Origin of the sequence: Mesorhizobium sp. B2-8-3, assembly GCF_006440815.1 — a bacterium.
Taxonomy (GTDB): Bacteria; Pseudomonadota; Alphaproteobacteria; order Rhizobiales; family Rhizobiaceae; genus Mesorhizobium.
This window is the reverse complement of record NZ_VFTW01000012.1, coordinates 83,120-97,101: the sequence shown is the minus strand read 5'-3', so window position 1 is coordinate 97,101 and position 13,982 is coordinate 83,120. Positions and strand designations below refer to the sequence as shown.

Below are 13,982 nucleotides of genomic sequence, written 5' to 3'. Positions count from 1 at the left end.
TTGACGCCCATAGTACCCCATGATATCCCATTCGCATCATCAAGCTTTCGTTCCGCGTCAGGGTGAAGCGTACGCCAATCGGGCAGCCGCGGCGGCTGCGCGTTTGTCGGTTTTCGCCCCGGTGAATGAAGCGATTTGCCGCAAGCGCGGCAAGGGCGCGGAGAACAACATGAGGGGTGCAGCGGCGCCAGCGGCTGCAGAGTCTATTGGACCGGTTTCTGTCGAACACGGTGAGCAGGATCGATGCGAAGGGACGGGTGTCCGTTCCGGCGCATTTCCGCGCCGTGGTGCAGAAACGCGGCTATTCGGAACTCTACGCGCTGCGCTGCCTGGACCTGTCGGCGATGGATGTCGGTGGGCTCGACCTGCTCGACCGCTACGAGCAGCGGATCGCGCTGGAGGACCCGTTCCTGCAGACGGCGGACGACATGTCGTTCTTCTGCCATGGCGACGGGACGTTTCTGAAGCTGGACCAGGACGGCCGAATCACCATGACCGATTTCATCCGCGAGCACACGGGCATATCGAACGAGGTGGCCTTTGTCGGCCGCGGCAATTTCTTTCAAGTCTGGGAGCCGGGACGGCTTGCCGCCTATGGGGCGCAGGCGCGGGCCAGGCTTTTGCAGCTTCGGCAGGGGACGAAGCCCGGGGAGCGATCGGAATGATGGCTGGCCACGGCGATGACCCTCACGCCGTTGGCGGACTGGCCCGTCACATTCCGGTCCTCCTTGCCGAGGTGCTCGACGCGCTTGCGCCGAAGGCCGGCGAGACGATCGTCGACGGGACATTCGGCGCCGGCGGCTACACCAGCGCCATCCTCGATCGCGGCGCTTCCGTCGTTGCCATCGACCGCGACCCGGACGCAATCGCGGCGGGCAGGGCGCTCGAACGACAGGCCGGCGGCAGGCTGAGACTTGTCCAGGCGCCGTTCTCGACGCTGGACGAGCATGTCGAGAGCGCCGATGGCGTGGTGCTCGACATCGGCGTTTCCTCCATGCAACTCGACCAAGCCGAGCGCGGCTTTTCGTTTCGCGCCGACGGGCCGCTCGACATGCGCATGGCGCAGGCGGGTCTCTCCGCCGCCGATGTCGTCAACACCTTCAAGGCGGGCGACCTTGCGCGTATCTTCGGCTTTCTCGGCGAGGAGCGCCATGCCGGCCGCATCGCGCGCATGATCGAAAGCCGGCGCGAGAAGAGGCCTTTCGAGCGCACGCTCGATCTCGCCGACGCCATCGAAACGCATATCGGAAGAGGGCCGAAGGACAAGATCCATCCGGCCACGCGCGTCTTCCAGGCGCTGCGCATCTTCGTCAATGACGAACTTGGCGAGTTGGCAAGAGCGCTGTTGGCCGCCGAGCGGGCGCTGAAACCCGGCGGACGGCTCGCCGTGGTGACGTTCCATTCGCTGGAAGACCGCATCGTCAAGCGCTTCATCGCCGACCGTTCCGAAGCAGCCAGCGGCTCGCGGCATATGCCCGACGCGCCCGTGCGCATTGCCACCTTCCGCAAGGCCGGCGGCGGCGTGACGCCGGGAGAGGCCGAGACGGAGGCCAATCCGCGCGCGCGCTCGGCCAGGCTGCGCGCGGCGATACGCACCGATGCCCCGGCGCGCGCCGGCGACTTTTCGATTTTCGGCCTTCCAAAGCTTCCCGCCGTCGAGCGGCCGGGAGAGAGGTGAGCACGTGTTTCGTACCAGCGACATAGTCCTGATCGCCGTCATGGTCTCGGCCGCCGCCCTGACCTACAAGACGAAGCGCGAAGCCGAAGAGCAACAGGCGGCTGTGCAGAAGATCCAGGCGCAGATCCACTACGAGGAGGAGACGATCGATCTCCTCAAGGCGGACTGGAGCCTGCTCACGCAGCCGTCGCGGCTGCAGAAGCTTGCCGATGTCTATAAGAGCCAGCTCGGGCTCGAACCGGTCAACGCGCACCAGATCGGCAGCCTCGACGACATCCCCGTGAAACCCCTGACCATCGAGGACCTCTCTTCGCAGCGGCTTGGCGGCATGGCCGACAATTCCGGGAAGGAGCCATCTGAAGACAAGGATCCGGTGGTCACCGGGAGCACCGTTCAATGATCGGTGGGCTTCCAAGGATCGGCAACCTGCTGAAGCGCCGGAAGAAGCAGGCTGAGGATGGCTCGATCGTCGTCGACGCCGCGCGCAAGGCGACTGGCGGCAAGGCAAGGACGCGCATCGTCATGACGATGGCGGTGTTCTTCACCATCTATTCGACCATTGCCGGCAGGCTCGTCTATCTCGGCATGCAGAATCCCGATCTTTCCGGCGGCCCGGAGAACCGGGTCACGGCATCGCGTCCGGATATCGTGGATCGCAATGGCGAGGTGCTGGCGACCGACATCAAGACGGCGTCGCTGTTTGCCGAGCCTCGCCGCATCGTCGACGCCGACGAAGCGATCGAGAAATTGTCGACCGTGTTGCCGGAGATCGATTACGAGCAGACTTATCGCAAGCTCAAGAGCGGCGCCGGCTTCGTCTGGCTGCAGCGGCAGCTGACGCCGAAGCAGCAATCCGACATCATGGCGCTGGGTGTCCCCGGCCTCGGCTTCCGCACCGAAAAGCGCCGCTTCTATCCGAGCGGCGAGACCTCGTCCTACATCGTCGGCCTCACCAACATCGACAACCAGGGCATCTCCGGCATGGAGAAGTATATCGACGAGCAGGGGCTGAGCGACCTGCAGGCGTCGGGGCTCGCGGTGGCCAAGGATCTCAAGCCGGTCAAGCTGTCGATCGATCTGCGCGTCCAGCATGTGGTGCGCGACGAGATCGCCGCCGGCCTGGAGCGCTATCGCGCACTGGGCGCCGGCGCCGTCGTGCTGAACATCAAGACGGGCGAAGTGATGGCCATGGCCTCGGTGCCGGACTTCGACCCGAACAATCCTTACAACGCCCAGGAAAAAGACCGGCTGAACCGTATGTCGGCCGGTCTCTACGAGATGGGCTCGACCTTCAAGAGCTTCACCTCGGCCATGACGCTCGATTCCGGCAAGGCGACGATGAACAGTCGCTTCGACGCGTCGCATCCGATCCGGGTCGGCCATCAGGCCATCCACGATTTCCATGGCAAGAACCGGGTGCTGTCGCTGCCGGAAGTGTTCCTTTATTCGTCCAACATCGGGTCGGCCAGGGAGGCCGAACTCGTCGGCATCGAGGGGCACCGCGAATTCCTGCACCGCCTCGGCATTCTGGACAGGATGCAGACCGAACTGCCGGAAGTCGCCCGCCCGACCGAACCCAAGGTCTGGAAACAGGTCAACTCGTTCACCATCGCCTTCGGCCATGGCGTGTCGACGACGCCTCTGCAGGCTGCCGTCGGCTGCGCGGCGCTGATGCAGGGCTATCTGATCGAGCCGACATTTCTGGTGCGCAGCGAGCAGAATGCAATGGCGGTGGCCAAGAAAGTGGTCAGCGACAAGACGGTCGAAGGCATGCGCTACCTCTATACGCTCAACGCCGAGAAGGGCTCGGCCAGAAATGCCAGGGTCCCCGGCTACCGCGTTGGCGGCAAGACCGGAACGGCCGAGAAGGTCATCAACGGCCGCTACTCCAAGGACTTGAATTTCAACACCTTCGTCGCCGCCTTCCCGATGGACGATCCGCAATTTCTGGTGTTCACGATCGCCGACGCCCCGCATCCGGAAAAGCCCGGGATGACGGACGTTGCCGCCAACAATGCGGGGGTTATGGCCGGCAACATCATCAGGCGCTCAGCGGCCATGCTTGGCGTGAAGCCAGATTTCAGCCATGAAAATGGTGCAACGCTGGTTTCCTATCAGTGATTCTTGGGGCGCGCCGGCAACTGCGCGCTATTTTGTTGCGGTGAACGGGACTCAATGCATCTAAAAGATCTAGCCGGTGTCCTGCCTGTCGAGGGAACAGCTTCCCGCGATCTGGAGGTGACCGGACTTTCCTCCGATTCCCGCTCGGTCAAGACCGGCGTCGTCTTCTTCGCCCTTGCCGGCAGCAAGGCCGACGGCTCGACCTATGCGGCTGATGCCGCGGCCCGAGGCGCCGCGGCGATCGTCACCGGCCGGGGCACGACCGTCTCCGGCCTGTCGGTCCCGGTTCTCGCCGTCGATGATCCGCGCCTGGCGCTGGCGCTCAGCGCGGCGCGCTTCTTCGGGCGCCAGCCGCAGACCATGGTTGCCGTCACCGGCACCGCCGGCAAGACATCCGTCGCGGCCTTCACCCGCCAGATTTGGGAGCAGGCGGGTTTTGCCGCCGCTTCGATCGGCACGACCGGTGTCGTTGCGCCCGGCCGCAACGAATATGGCTCACTGACGACGCCCGATCCGGTGGCGCTGCACCGACTGCTCAAGGAACTGGCGGATGCAGGCGTCACCCACGCCTCGATGGAAGCCTCGAGCCACGGTCTCGACCAGCGCCGCCTCGACGGCGTGAAGCTGGCGGCCGGCGCTTTCACCAATCTCGGCCGCGACCACATGGATTATCATCCGACGGTCGAGGATTATCACCGCGCCAAGCTGCGCCTGTTCGACACGTTGCTGCCGAAGGCCGCCCCCGCGATCGTCTTTGCCGACGACCCGTGGTCGGAGCCCACGATCAAGGCCGCAAAGGCGGCGGGCCTGAAGGTGTTGACCGTCGGTCGTCATGGCGATTTCCTGACACTCAAGCGGGTCGAGCATGAGCGCCATCGCCAGCGCGCCGAGGTCGTGGCGGATGGCGTGCTGCACGAGGTCGACCTGCCATTGGCCGGCGATTTCCAGATCGCCAACGCGCTGGTCTCGGCCGGCCTTGCCATCTCGACCGGAACGCCGACAAGCAAAGCCCTGGCGGCGTTGGAAAAATTGCAGGGCGCGCCGGGCCGGCTCGACCTCGTCGGCACCACCGCCGCCGGCGCCCCCGTCTATGTCGACTACGCGCACAAGCCCGATGCGCTGGAGAATGTGCTGACCTCGGTCCGGCCTTTCACCACGGGCCGCGTCGTCGTGGTGTTCGGCTGCGGCGGCGACCGCGACCGGGGAAAAAGGCCGATCATGGGCGAGATCGCGACGCGGCTCGCCGATATCGTCATCGTCACCGACGACAACCCACGCACGGAAGTGCCCGAAACGATCCGCGCGGCGATCCTCGCAGCGGCGCCGGGCGCCATCGAGATCGGCGATCGCCGCAAGGCAATCCACGAGGCGGTTGCGATGCTTCGCGCCGGCGATACGCTCATCGTCGCCGGCAAGGGGCATGAGGAGGGCCAGACCGTCGGCACCGAAACCTTCCACTTCTCCGACCATGAGGAAGTGCGCGAGGCGCTCAAGGAGCGCGTCGCATGAGTTTGCTGTGGACGTCGGAAGCGCTGGTCGAAGCCATGGGCGGCAGGCCGATCGGCTCGCTGCCGGAAGGCATCACCGGCATTTCGATCGACAGCCGCAGCCTTGCGCCCGGAGACGCCTTCTTCGCCATCAAGGGCGAGGCGATGGACGGCCATGATTTCGCGACAGCCGCGGTCAAGGCCGGAGCGGCCGTGCTGGTCGTCGCCGAGGGCAAGTTGCCTTCGCTCGGTCGGCTGACGGCGCCGATGATCGTCGTGCAGGACGTGCTTGCGGCTCTCGAGAAGCTCGGTGTGGCCGCCCGCGCCCGCTCGAAGGCCAGGATCATCGCGGTCACCGGCTCGGCCGGCAAGACGACCACCAAGGAAGCGCTGCGCCATGTGCTGTCGGCGGTTGGCAAGGTGCACGCCTCGGCGCAGTCGTTCAACAACCATTGGGGCGTGCCGCTGACGCTGGCGCGCATGCCGCAGGACTGCGACTACGCGGTCTTCGAGATCGGCATGAACCATCCGGGCGAGATCAGGCCGCTGGTCAAGATGGTCAGGCCGCATGTCGCCATCGTGACGATCATCGCCGCCGCCCATCTCGGCTTCTTCAAGAATCTCGACGAGATCGCCACGGCCAAGGGCGAGATTTTCGAGGGGATCGAGCCCGGCGGCGCCGCGCTGCTCAACCGCGACGATCCACGCTGGAAGCTGCTCGGGAAAATGGCGAAAGAGGCGGGAGTCGAGCATGTCTTCGGCTTCGGCGAAAATCCCCGTTCGGCCTTCCGCCTTGTCGGCTGCGAGCTTCATGCCGACCATTCCGACATCGCCGTCAAGCTCGGCAAGAAGGATCTGATCGCCCGTGTCGGGGCGCCTGGCCGCCATATCGTGCAGAACGTGCTGGCGGTGCTCGGCGCCGCGCAACTGGTCGGTGCAGACCTCGACAAGGTCGCGGCTGCGCTTGCGGATCTTTCGGCTGAGCGCGGACGGGGCCGGCGCCATGTCCTGCATCATCCCAACGGGCCGATCACGCTGATCGACGAGAGCTATAACGCCAATCCGGCGTCGATGGCGGCGGCCATGGCGCTGCTCAACGCTACGCCTGTCTCGGGCGAGGGCCGGCGCATCGCGGTGCTCGGAGACATGCTGGAGCTCGGCAGCCATTCGGCCAAGCTCCACGCGGCGCTTGCCGGGCTGATCGTCGGCACAGGCACGCGCAACGTCTTTCTCGGCGGGCCGGAAATGCAGGCGCTGGCCGACGTCCTGCCGTCAGACATCGCAACCGAGTATCGATCGGAAGCGGAAGAACTGAAGCCGATCGTGATCTCCGCGCTCAGGCCCGGCGACGTGGTGATGGTCAAATCGTCGAAAGGCATCGGGTTTTCAAAGCTGGTCGAGGCATTGCTCGGCAAATTTCCGGCGGAAGCCACAAACATTAAGCCGACCTAGGTCGGGCTCCGGGGGACGGAAAAAACCATGTTCACATTGCTCGTCGATTTCGCGGACAAAATCTCGTTCTTCAACGTCTTCCGCTACATCACTTTTCGCACCGGCGGCGCGCTGATCACGTCGGCGCTGATCGTCTTCATCTTCGGGCCGACGATCATCAATTCGCTGCGCCTGCGGCAAGGCAAGGGCCAGCCGATCCGCGCCGATGGCCCGCAGACCCATTTCAAGAAGGCCGGAACGCCGACCATGGGCGGGCTGATGATCCTGTCCGGCATCATCGGTTCGTCGCTCTTATGGGCTAACCTGTCCAGCATCTATGTCTGGGTGGTGCTGCTGGTCACCGTCGGCTTCGGCTCGATCGGCTTTTACGACGACTATCTCAAGGTCACCAAGCAGTCGCATCTGGGCTTCTCCGGCAAAGCGAGGCTGGCGATCGAGTTCATCGTCGCGGCAATCGCCGCGTGGGTGATCATGCACAACGGCCAGGCGCCGTTCTCGTCGTCGCTGACCTTCCCCTTCGCCAAGGAATTCCTCATCAACCTCGGCTGGTTCTTCATCCCGTTCTCCTGCCTCGTCATCGTCGGCGCCGGCAATGCGGTGAACCTGACCGATGGCCTCGACGGCCTGGCGATCGTGCCGATCATGATCGCGGCGGCGTCCTTCGGCGTCATCGCCTATCTTTCGGGCAACGCGGTCTTCGCCGAATATCTGCAGATCCACTTCGTTCCCGGCACCGGCGAGCTCGCTGTCGTGCTCGGCGCGGTGATCGGCGCGGGCCTTGGCTTCCTCTGGTTCAACGCGCCGCCGGCCGCGATCTTCATGGGCGACACCGGCTCGCTGGCGATGGGCGGCCTGATCGGCACCATCGCGGTCGCCACCAAGCACGAGATCGTGCTGGTCATCGTCGGCGGCCTGTTCGTGGTCGAGATCCTGTCGGTCATCATCCAGGTCGGCTACTTCAAGATGACCGGCAAGCGCGTTTTCCTGATGGCGCCGATCCATCACCATTTCGAAAAGCTCGGCTGGACCGAAAGCCAGGTGGTAATCCGCTTCTGGATCATTGCCGTCATCCTGGCGCTGGTCGGCCTCTCCACCCTCAAGCTGAGATAGGACACCCGCTTGATCCCCGCCTTTTCCTTTTCAGGCAAACGCGTTTCGCTCTTCGGGCTTGGCGGCTCGGGGATCGCCACCGCGCATGCGCTGATCGCGGGGGGCGACGAGGTGCTGGCGTGGGACGACAATCCGGACAGCGTCGCCAAGGCGGCGGCCGCGGGGATTGCGACCGGCGATCTGCACGCCGCCGACTGGCAGCACTTCGCCGCCTTCGTTTTGTCGCCAGGGGTACCGCTGACACATCCTAAGCCGCATTGGACGGTGGAGCTGGCGCGCGGTGCCGGCGTCGAGGTCATCGGCGATATCGAGCTGTTCTGCCGCGAGCGCATCAGCCGCGCGCCGGCAGCACCCTTCGTCGCGATAACCGGCACCAACGGCAAGTCCACGACGACGGCGCTGACGGCGCATATCCTGAAATCGGCGGGCCGCGACACGCAGATGGGCGGCAATATCGGCCGTGCCATCATGACGCTCGATCCGCCCGAGCCGACACGGCATTATGTGGTCGAGTGCTCGTCCTACCAGATCGATCTCGCGCCCTCGATCAATCCGACCGCCGGCATCCTGCTCAACCTGACGCCGGACCATCTCGACCGGCATGGCACGATGGCGCATTACGCCTCGATCAAGGAAAGGCTGGTCGCCGGCTCAGACACCGCGATCATCGGCGTCGACGATTCCTGGTGCGCCCAGATCGCCGACCGCCTGGAGCGCGCCGGCCGGCAGGTCATCCGCATTTCCAAGCGCCTGCCACTGACCGACGGCTATTTCGCCGACGGCACCAATCTGATGGAAGCCGTGCATGGTCGCTACAGCCGCGTCGCCTTCCTCGAAGGCATCGGCTCGCTGCGCGGCCAGCACAATGCGCAGAATGCGCTGGCCGCCGTTGTCGCCTGCCTGAAGGTCGGGCTTGATCTCGGCGAGATCCAGGCCGGGCTCGAAAGCTTCCCCGGGCTGGCGCACCGCATGGAGCAGGTCGGCCGCAAGGACCATGTGCTGTTCGTCAACGATTCCAAGGCGACCAATGCCGATGCTGCAGCGCCCGCGCTATCGAGCTTCGCCAACCGTATCCACTGGATCGCCGGCGGCCTGCCCAAGGAAGGCGGCATCGAGCCGCTGCGCGGCTTCTTCCCGCGCATCGCCAAGGCCTATCTGATCGGCGAGGCGGCGCCCGCCTTTGCGGCGACGCTCGGCGAGACGGTGCCTTACGAGATATCCGGAACGCTGGCGGCGGCGGTGGAGCATGCCGCCGCCGACGCGGCAAAGGACACCGGCGGCGAGGCCGTGGTGCTGCTTTCGCCGGCCTGCGCCAGTTTCGACCAGTTCAAGAATTTCGAAGTTCGCGGCGAAGCCTTCAGGCAAGCTGCGACTGCTATAGATGGTGTGAAACCCATCGGAGGGCCACGTTGATGCAAAGCCGTCTCGACAAAAGTCCTGTCGCAACCTGGTGGTGGACGATCGATCGCTGGTTCCTGGCCGCGTTCCTGTCGCTGATGGGGCTTGGCATTATCTTGTCCTTCGCGGCGAGCCCCGCGGTGGCCGAGCGTATCGGCCTCGACAGCTTTCACTTCGCCACCAGACAGGTCATCTTCACCATCCCGGCGCTGATCGTCATGCTTGCGGTCTCCTTCCTGGAGGCGCGGCAGATACGGCGCATGTCGCTGGTGATGCTCTGCATCATGCTGGTGCTGATGGTGGCGGTGCTCTACGTCGGCGTCGAGGTGAAGGGGGCGCGGCGCTGGGTGTCGCTCGCCGGGCTTTCCATTCAGCCATCCGAGTTCCTGAAGCCGGCCTTCGTCGTCATCTGCGCCTGGCTCTTTGCCGAGCATAAGCGCCAGCCCGATATTCCCGGCAACCTGTTCGCCCTCCTGCTGCTTGTGCTGGTGGTCTCTCTCCTGGTCGCTCAGCCCGACCTCGGCCAGACCATGCTGGTGACCGGCACATGGGGCGTCATGTTCTTCATGGCCGGCCTGCCGTGGCTGTGGATCATGGCCCTCGGCGTCATCGGGGCGAGCGGCCTGTTCGCGGCCTATTCGGTGTTCCCGCACGTTGCCTTGCGCATTGACAAGTTTCTGACCGGCGAAGGCGATACCTTTCAGGTCGACATGGGCCGCGAGGCACTCATCAACGGCAGTTGGTTCGGCGTTGGGCCGGGCGAAGGAACCGTCAAGCGCATTGTTCCGGATGCTCATACCGACTTCGTCTTCTCGGTCGCGGGCGAGGAGTTCGGGCTCATCATGTGTTTTTTCATCATGTCGATCTTCGCCTTCATCGTGCTGCGCGGATTGAGCATCGCGCTCAAGGAGCAGGACGATTTCACCCGCTACGCGGTTGGCGGCCTCGTCACCGTCTTCGGCCTGCAATCGGCCATCAACATGTGCGTGAACCTGCAGCTGATGCCGGCCAAGGGCATGACGCTGCCCTTCATTTCCTATGGCGGGTCCTCGCAGATCGCCATTGCCGTCTCGATGGGCATGGTGCTCGCATTGACGCGCAAGCGTCCGGAAAAGCGCAAGCAGATGGGCTTCGTCCTCTCGCAGCGCGCAATGCCGGCGGAATGAGGCAGGATGGCAAAGGGTGTGATCCTGCTTGCAGCCGGCGGAACGGGCGGACATCTGTTTCCGGCCGAGGCGCTGGCGCATGAGCTGATCGAACGCGGCTGGAAGGTGCATCTCGCCACCGACCGTCGCGCCGAGCGTTATTCCGGCCAGTTTCCCGCCGCCGACATCCACGCGATCGCCTCGGCGACGCTGGGATCGAGGAATCCGGTCGCCGTGATCTCGGCCTTCTGGAAAATCTGGCAGGGCGTGCGCGAAGCGGGAAGGATCATCGCCAGGATCAAGCCGGAGGCGGTCGTCGGCTTCGGCGGCTATCCGACGCTGCCGCCGCTCTATGCGGCGACAAGGCGAAGAGTGCCGACGCTGATCCATGAGCAGAACGCCGTCATGGGCCGCGCCAACAAGGCGCTTGCCAGCCGCGTCGATGCGATTGCCGGCGGCTTCCTGCCGGAGGGCGCCAGCGCTGACGGCGCAAAGACGGTGACCACCGGCAATCCGGTCAGGCCGCAGGTCCTCGAGGCGGCGAAGACGCCTTACGTGGTACCGAACGAGGGCGAGCCGTTCCGTTTCCTGGTGTTCGGCGGCAGCCAGGGCGCGCAGTTCTTTTCCGATGCGGTTCCAGCGGCGATCGCGCTTTTGCCGCAAGACCTGCGCAAACGGCTGGCGATCACCCAGCAGGCGCGCGCCGAGGATGTGGCGCGGGTGAAGGCCGCCTATGCCGAACTCGGCGTCGACGTCCAGGTTTCGCCCTTCTTCACCGACATGGCGGCGCGCATGGGGGCGGCGCATCTGGTGATGTCGCGCTCCGGCGCCTCGACGGTTTCGGAAATCGCCGTCATCGGCCGGCCGGCGCTGCTGGTGCCTTATCCGCATGCGCTCGATCACGACCAGGCGGCGAATGCCGCGGCCCTTGCCGCCGCCGGCGGGGCCGAACTCCACCCGCAATCGACGCTGTCGGCGGAGCGGATCGCCGAGTTGGTCGGTGGGCTGATGAAGGCTCCGAACCGGCTGGCGACCATGGCCGCCGCCGCCCGCTCGGCCGGGAAACCGAACGCGGCGCAGTTGCTCGCCGATCTGACAGAGGCTATTGCGTCCGGCAAAACGGTTTCGGACTACAGGAGGACGCGCGCATGAAGATGCCGCAGACGATCGGCCTTGTGCATTTCATCGGCATCGGCGGCATCGGCATGAGCGGCATCGCCGAGGTGCTGCACAATCTCGGCTACAAGGTGCAAGGGTCCGACCAGACCGACGGCGCCAATGTGCAGCGGCTGCGCGACAAGGGCATCGAATGCTTCGTCGGCCACAAGGCCGAGAATCTCGGCGACGCCGAAGTCGTGGTCGTTTCGACCGCTATCAAGAAATCCAACCCGGAACTGAAAGCCGCGCGCGAAAAGTTGCTGCCGATCGTCCGCCGAGCCGAGATGCTGGCCGAACTGATGCGCTTCCGTCAGGCCGTTGCCATCGGCGGCACGCATGGCAAGACGACGACCACCTCCATGGTGGCGACGCTGCTCGAGGCCGGCGGGCTCGACCCGACCGTCATCAACGGCGGCATCATCAACGCCTACGGCACCAATGCGCGCATGGGCGATGGTGAGTGGATGGTGGTCGAAGCCGACGAGAGCGACGGCACCTTCCTGAAGCTGCCGGCCGACATCGCCGTCGTCACCAACATCGATCCCGAGCATCTCGACCACTATGGCAGCTTCGACAAGGTGCGCGAGGCCTTCCGCCAGTTCGTCGAGAACGTCCCGTTCTACGGCTTCGGCGTGATGTGCACCGACCACCCGGAAGTGCAGGCGCTGGTCGGCCGCATCGAGGACCGGCGCGTCATCACCTATGGCGAGAACGCGCAGGCCGATGTGCGCTTCACCAACCACCGGATGCAGGGCGCGATCTCCGAATTCGATGTCGTGATCCGCGATCGCAAGGGGCGGGGCACGACTTCGATAAAGGACCTGCATCTGCCGATGCCGGGCCAGCACAACGTCTCCAACGCGACGGCGGCGATCGCCGTCGCGCATGAGCTTGGTCTCTCGGCCGAGGCGATCAAGAAGGGCCTGTCGTCCTTCGCCGGCGTCAAGCGGCGCTTCACCCATACCGGTTCGTGGAACGGCGTCGAGGTGTTCGACGATTACGGTCACCATCCGGTCGAGATCGCGGCGGTGCTGAAGGCCGCGCGCAGCGCGACCAAGGGGCGTGTGATCGCCATCGCGCAGCCGCATCGCTTCACCCGCCTGCACGATCTCTTCGAGGAATTCTCTGTCTGCTTCAACGACGCCGACACAGTGATGGTGGCGCCGGTCTATGCGGCAGGCGAAGAGCCCATCGAAGGCGTGACCTCCGACGCGCTGGTGTCGCGCATCCGCTCGGGCGGCCATCGCGACGCGCGCTATATCGATGGCGCGGCGGCGATCGCGCCACTCATTCGCGAGCTTGCCAAGCCCGGCGACCTTGTCGTCTTCCTCGGCGCCGGCAACATCACGCAATGGGCCTATGCGCTGCCCAAGGAACTGGGTGGGATGCCCTCATGATGCGTGGCCAGGACCTGATCGACAAGCTCGGCGACAAGCTTTCCGGCCTGCGCGGCCGTATCATGCCGAACGCGGAGATGGACAAGATCACCTGGTTCCGGGCCGGCGGCCTGGCCGAGGCGCTGTTCCAGCCGGCCGACGAGGAAGACCTGGCGGCCTTCCTGCGCGCGGTGCCGGAAGAGGTGCCGGTCACGGTGGTCGGCGTCGGCTCGAACCTTCTGGTGCGCGACGGCGGCATTCCGGGCTTCGTCATCAGGCTCACGGCCAAGGGTTTTGGTGAGGCCGAAGTTGTTTCGTCGATCGGCATCAAGGCGGGCGCTGCTACGCCCGACAAGCGCCTCGCAGCGGTTGCCCACGAGGCCGGTATCGGCGGCTTCCATTTCTACCACGGCATCCCCGGCGCCATTGGCGGCGCGCTCAGGATGAACGCCGGCGCCAACGGTGTCGAGACCCGCGAGCGGGTCGTCGAGGTGAGGGCGCTGGACCGCAAGGGCAATCTCCATACGCTGCTCACTGACGATATGGGCTATGCCTATCGCCACTCATCCGCGCCTTCCGGCCTGATCTTCACCTCAGCTATTTTCGAAGGGTTTCCGGAAGACAAGGCCGCGATCAAGACCGCGATGGATGCCGTGCAGAACCACCGCGAGACCGTGCAGCCGATCCGCGAGAAAACCGGCGGCTCGACCTTCAAGAATCCGGAAGGCACCTCGGCCTGGAAGGAAATCGACAAGGCGGGCTGCCGCGGGCTGATGATCGGCGGCGCGCAGATGTCGCCGATGCATTGCAACTTCATGATCAACACCGGCACGGCCACCGGCTACGACCTCGAATATCTCGGCGAGACAGTCCGGGCGCGGGTGCTCGAGAACTCCGGCATCCGGCTGCATTGGGAGATCAAGCGCCTCGGCAATTTCCGCCCCGGCCATGCGGTGCAGGAGTTCCTCGGGCAGCTTCTTTAGCTTGGGCTGAAGTTCATGTGATACTTGAACTTCCAGCAGTCTGAAATGGCCGCAAACCGTTGCCTTAAAGACTC

At 65.0% G+C, this 13,982-nt stretch carries 12 protein-coding genes; all 12 read left to right on the top strand.

The window, feature by feature from the left end:
- Nucleotides 1–206 precede the first annotated feature (206 nt).
- From mraZ to murB, 12 genes are read left to right on the top strand one after another with little or no spacing between them, the layout of a single operon-like run.
- Nucleotides 207–665, top strand: coding sequence for a division/cell wall cluster transcriptional repressor MraZ (gene mraZ / locus FJ418_RS18850; RefSeq protein ID WP_140644023.1), 459 nt, complete (start codon nt 207–209; stop codon nt 663–665).
- Nucleotides 662–1,678 carry a 16S rRNA (cytosine(1402)-N(4))-methyltransferase RsmH gene (gene rsmH, locus FJ418_RS18845; RefSeq protein WP_140784098.1) on the top strand — a complete coding sequence of 339 codons (1,017 nt, stop codon included), beginning with the start codon at nt 662–664 and terminating at the stop codon, nt 1,676–1,678. Before mraZ ends, rsmH begins: the two co-directional genes overlap by 4 nt.
- A gap of 4 nt (nt 1,679–1,682) precedes the next feature.
- Complete coding sequence (locus tag FJ418_RS18840; RefSeq protein ID WP_140657445.1) at nt 1,683–2,078, top strand: hypothetical protein; 396 nt, start codon at nt 1,683–1,685, stop codon at nt 2,076–2,078.
- Nucleotides 2,075–3,799: a penicillin-binding protein 2 gene (locus FJ418_RS18835; protein WP_140868086.1), complete on the top strand. Its 1,725-nt coding sequence runs from the start codon at nt 2,075–2,077 to the stop codon at nt 3,797–3,799. Before FJ418_RS18840 ends, FJ418_RS18835 begins: the two co-directional genes overlap by 4 nt.
- Before the next feature lie 54 nt (nt 3,800–3,853).
- Nucleotides 3,854–5,308 (top strand): UDP-N-acetylmuramoyl-L-alanyl-D-glutamate--2,6-diaminopimelate ligase, encoded by a 1,455-nt coding sequence (locus FJ418_RS18830; RefSeq protein ID WP_140868083.1) that lies wholly within the window; start codon nt 3,854–3,856, stop codon nt 5,306–5,308.
- Entirely contained in the window at nt 5,305–6,738 is a 1,434-nt protein-coding gene (locus tag FJ418_RS18825) for a UDP-N-acetylmuramoylalanyl-D-glutamyl-2,6-diaminopimelate--D-alanyl-D-alanine ligase (protein ID WP_140868080.1), read from the top strand. Before FJ418_RS18830 ends, FJ418_RS18825 begins: the two co-directional genes overlap by 4 nt.
- A gap of 27 nt (nt 6,739–6,765) precedes the next feature.
- A complete protein-coding gene (mraY, locus tag FJ418_RS18820) occupies nt 6,766–7,848 on the top strand; it encodes a phospho-N-acetylmuramoyl-pentapeptide-transferase (protein ID WP_140784095.1) in 1,083 nt (360 codons plus the stop codon).
- 9 nt (nt 7,849–7,857) lie between these two features.
- On the top strand, nt 7,858–9,261 hold the full coding sequence (gene murD, locus FJ418_RS18815; protein WP_140868078.1) for a UDP-N-acetylmuramoyl-L-alanine--D-glutamate ligase: 1,404 nt from the start codon (nt 7,858–7,860) through the stop codon (nt 9,259–9,261).
- Complete coding sequence (gene ftsW, locus FJ418_RS18810) at nt 9,261–10,412, top strand: putative lipid II flippase FtsW (protein ID WP_140644047.1); 1,152 nt, start codon at nt 9,261–9,263, stop codon at nt 10,410–10,412. Before murD ends, ftsW begins: the two co-directional genes overlap by 1 nt.
- Before the next feature lie 6 nt (nt 10,413–10,418).
- Nucleotides 10,419–11,543, top strand: a complete 1,125-nt coding sequence (gene murG, locus FJ418_RS18805) for an undecaprenyldiphospho-muramoylpentapeptide beta-N-acetylglucosaminyltransferase (protein WP_140856614.1) — start codon at nt 10,419–10,421, stop codon at nt 11,541–11,543.
- The gene (murC, locus tag FJ418_RS18800; RefSeq protein ID WP_140856612.1) at nt 11,540–12,946 is read left to right on the top strand and encodes a UDP-N-acetylmuramate--L-alanine ligase; all 1,407 of its coding nucleotides are present in this window, start codon (nt 11,540–11,542) and stop codon (nt 12,944–12,946) included. Before murG ends, murC begins: the two co-directional genes overlap by 4 nt.
- The gene (gene murB, locus FJ418_RS18795) at nt 12,943–13,908 is read left to right on the top strand and encodes a UDP-N-acetylmuramate dehydrogenase (protein ID WP_140868075.1); all 966 of its coding nucleotides are present in this window, start codon (nt 12,943–12,945) and stop codon (nt 13,906–13,908) included. Before murC ends, murB begins: the two co-directional genes overlap by 4 nt.
- The last annotated feature ends 74 nt before the right edge of the window (nt 13,909–13,982 follow it).

Bases quoted from the DNA above. Each gene is read 5' to 3' on its own strand.
- rsmH (WP_140784098.1), top strand. From the start codon at position 662: ATGATGGCTGGCCACGGCGATGACCCTCACGCCGTTGGCGGACTGGCC.
- FJ418_RS18835 (WP_140868086.1), top strand. From the start codon at position 2,075: ATGATCGGTGGGCTTCCAAGGATCGGCAACCTGCTGAAGCGCCGGAAG.
- FJ418_RS18830 (WP_140868083.1), top strand. From the start codon at position 3,854: ATGCATCTAAAAGATCTAGCCGGTGTCCTGCCTGTCGAGGGAACAGCT.
- FJ418_RS18825 (WP_140868080.1), top strand. From the start codon at position 5,305: ATGAGTTTGCTGTGGACGTCGGAAGCGCTGGTCGAAGCCATGGGCGGC.
- mraY (WP_140784095.1), top strand. From the start codon at position 6,766: ATGTTCACATTGCTCGTCGATTTCGCGGACAAAATCTCGTTCTTCAAC.
- ftsW (WP_140644047.1), top strand. From the start codon at position 9,261: ATGCAAAGCCGTCTCGACAAAAGTCCTGTCGCAACCTGGTGGTGGACG.
- murG (WP_140856614.1), top strand. From the start codon at position 10,419: ATGGCAAAGGGTGTGATCCTGCTTGCAGCCGGCGGAACGGGCGGACAT.
- murC (WP_140856612.1), top strand. From the start codon at position 11,540: ATGAAGATGCCGCAGACGATCGGCCTTGTGCATTTCATCGGCATCGGC.
- murB (WP_140868075.1), top strand. From the start codon at position 12,943: ATGATGCGTGGCCAGGACCTGATCGACAAGCTCGGCGACAAGCTTTCC.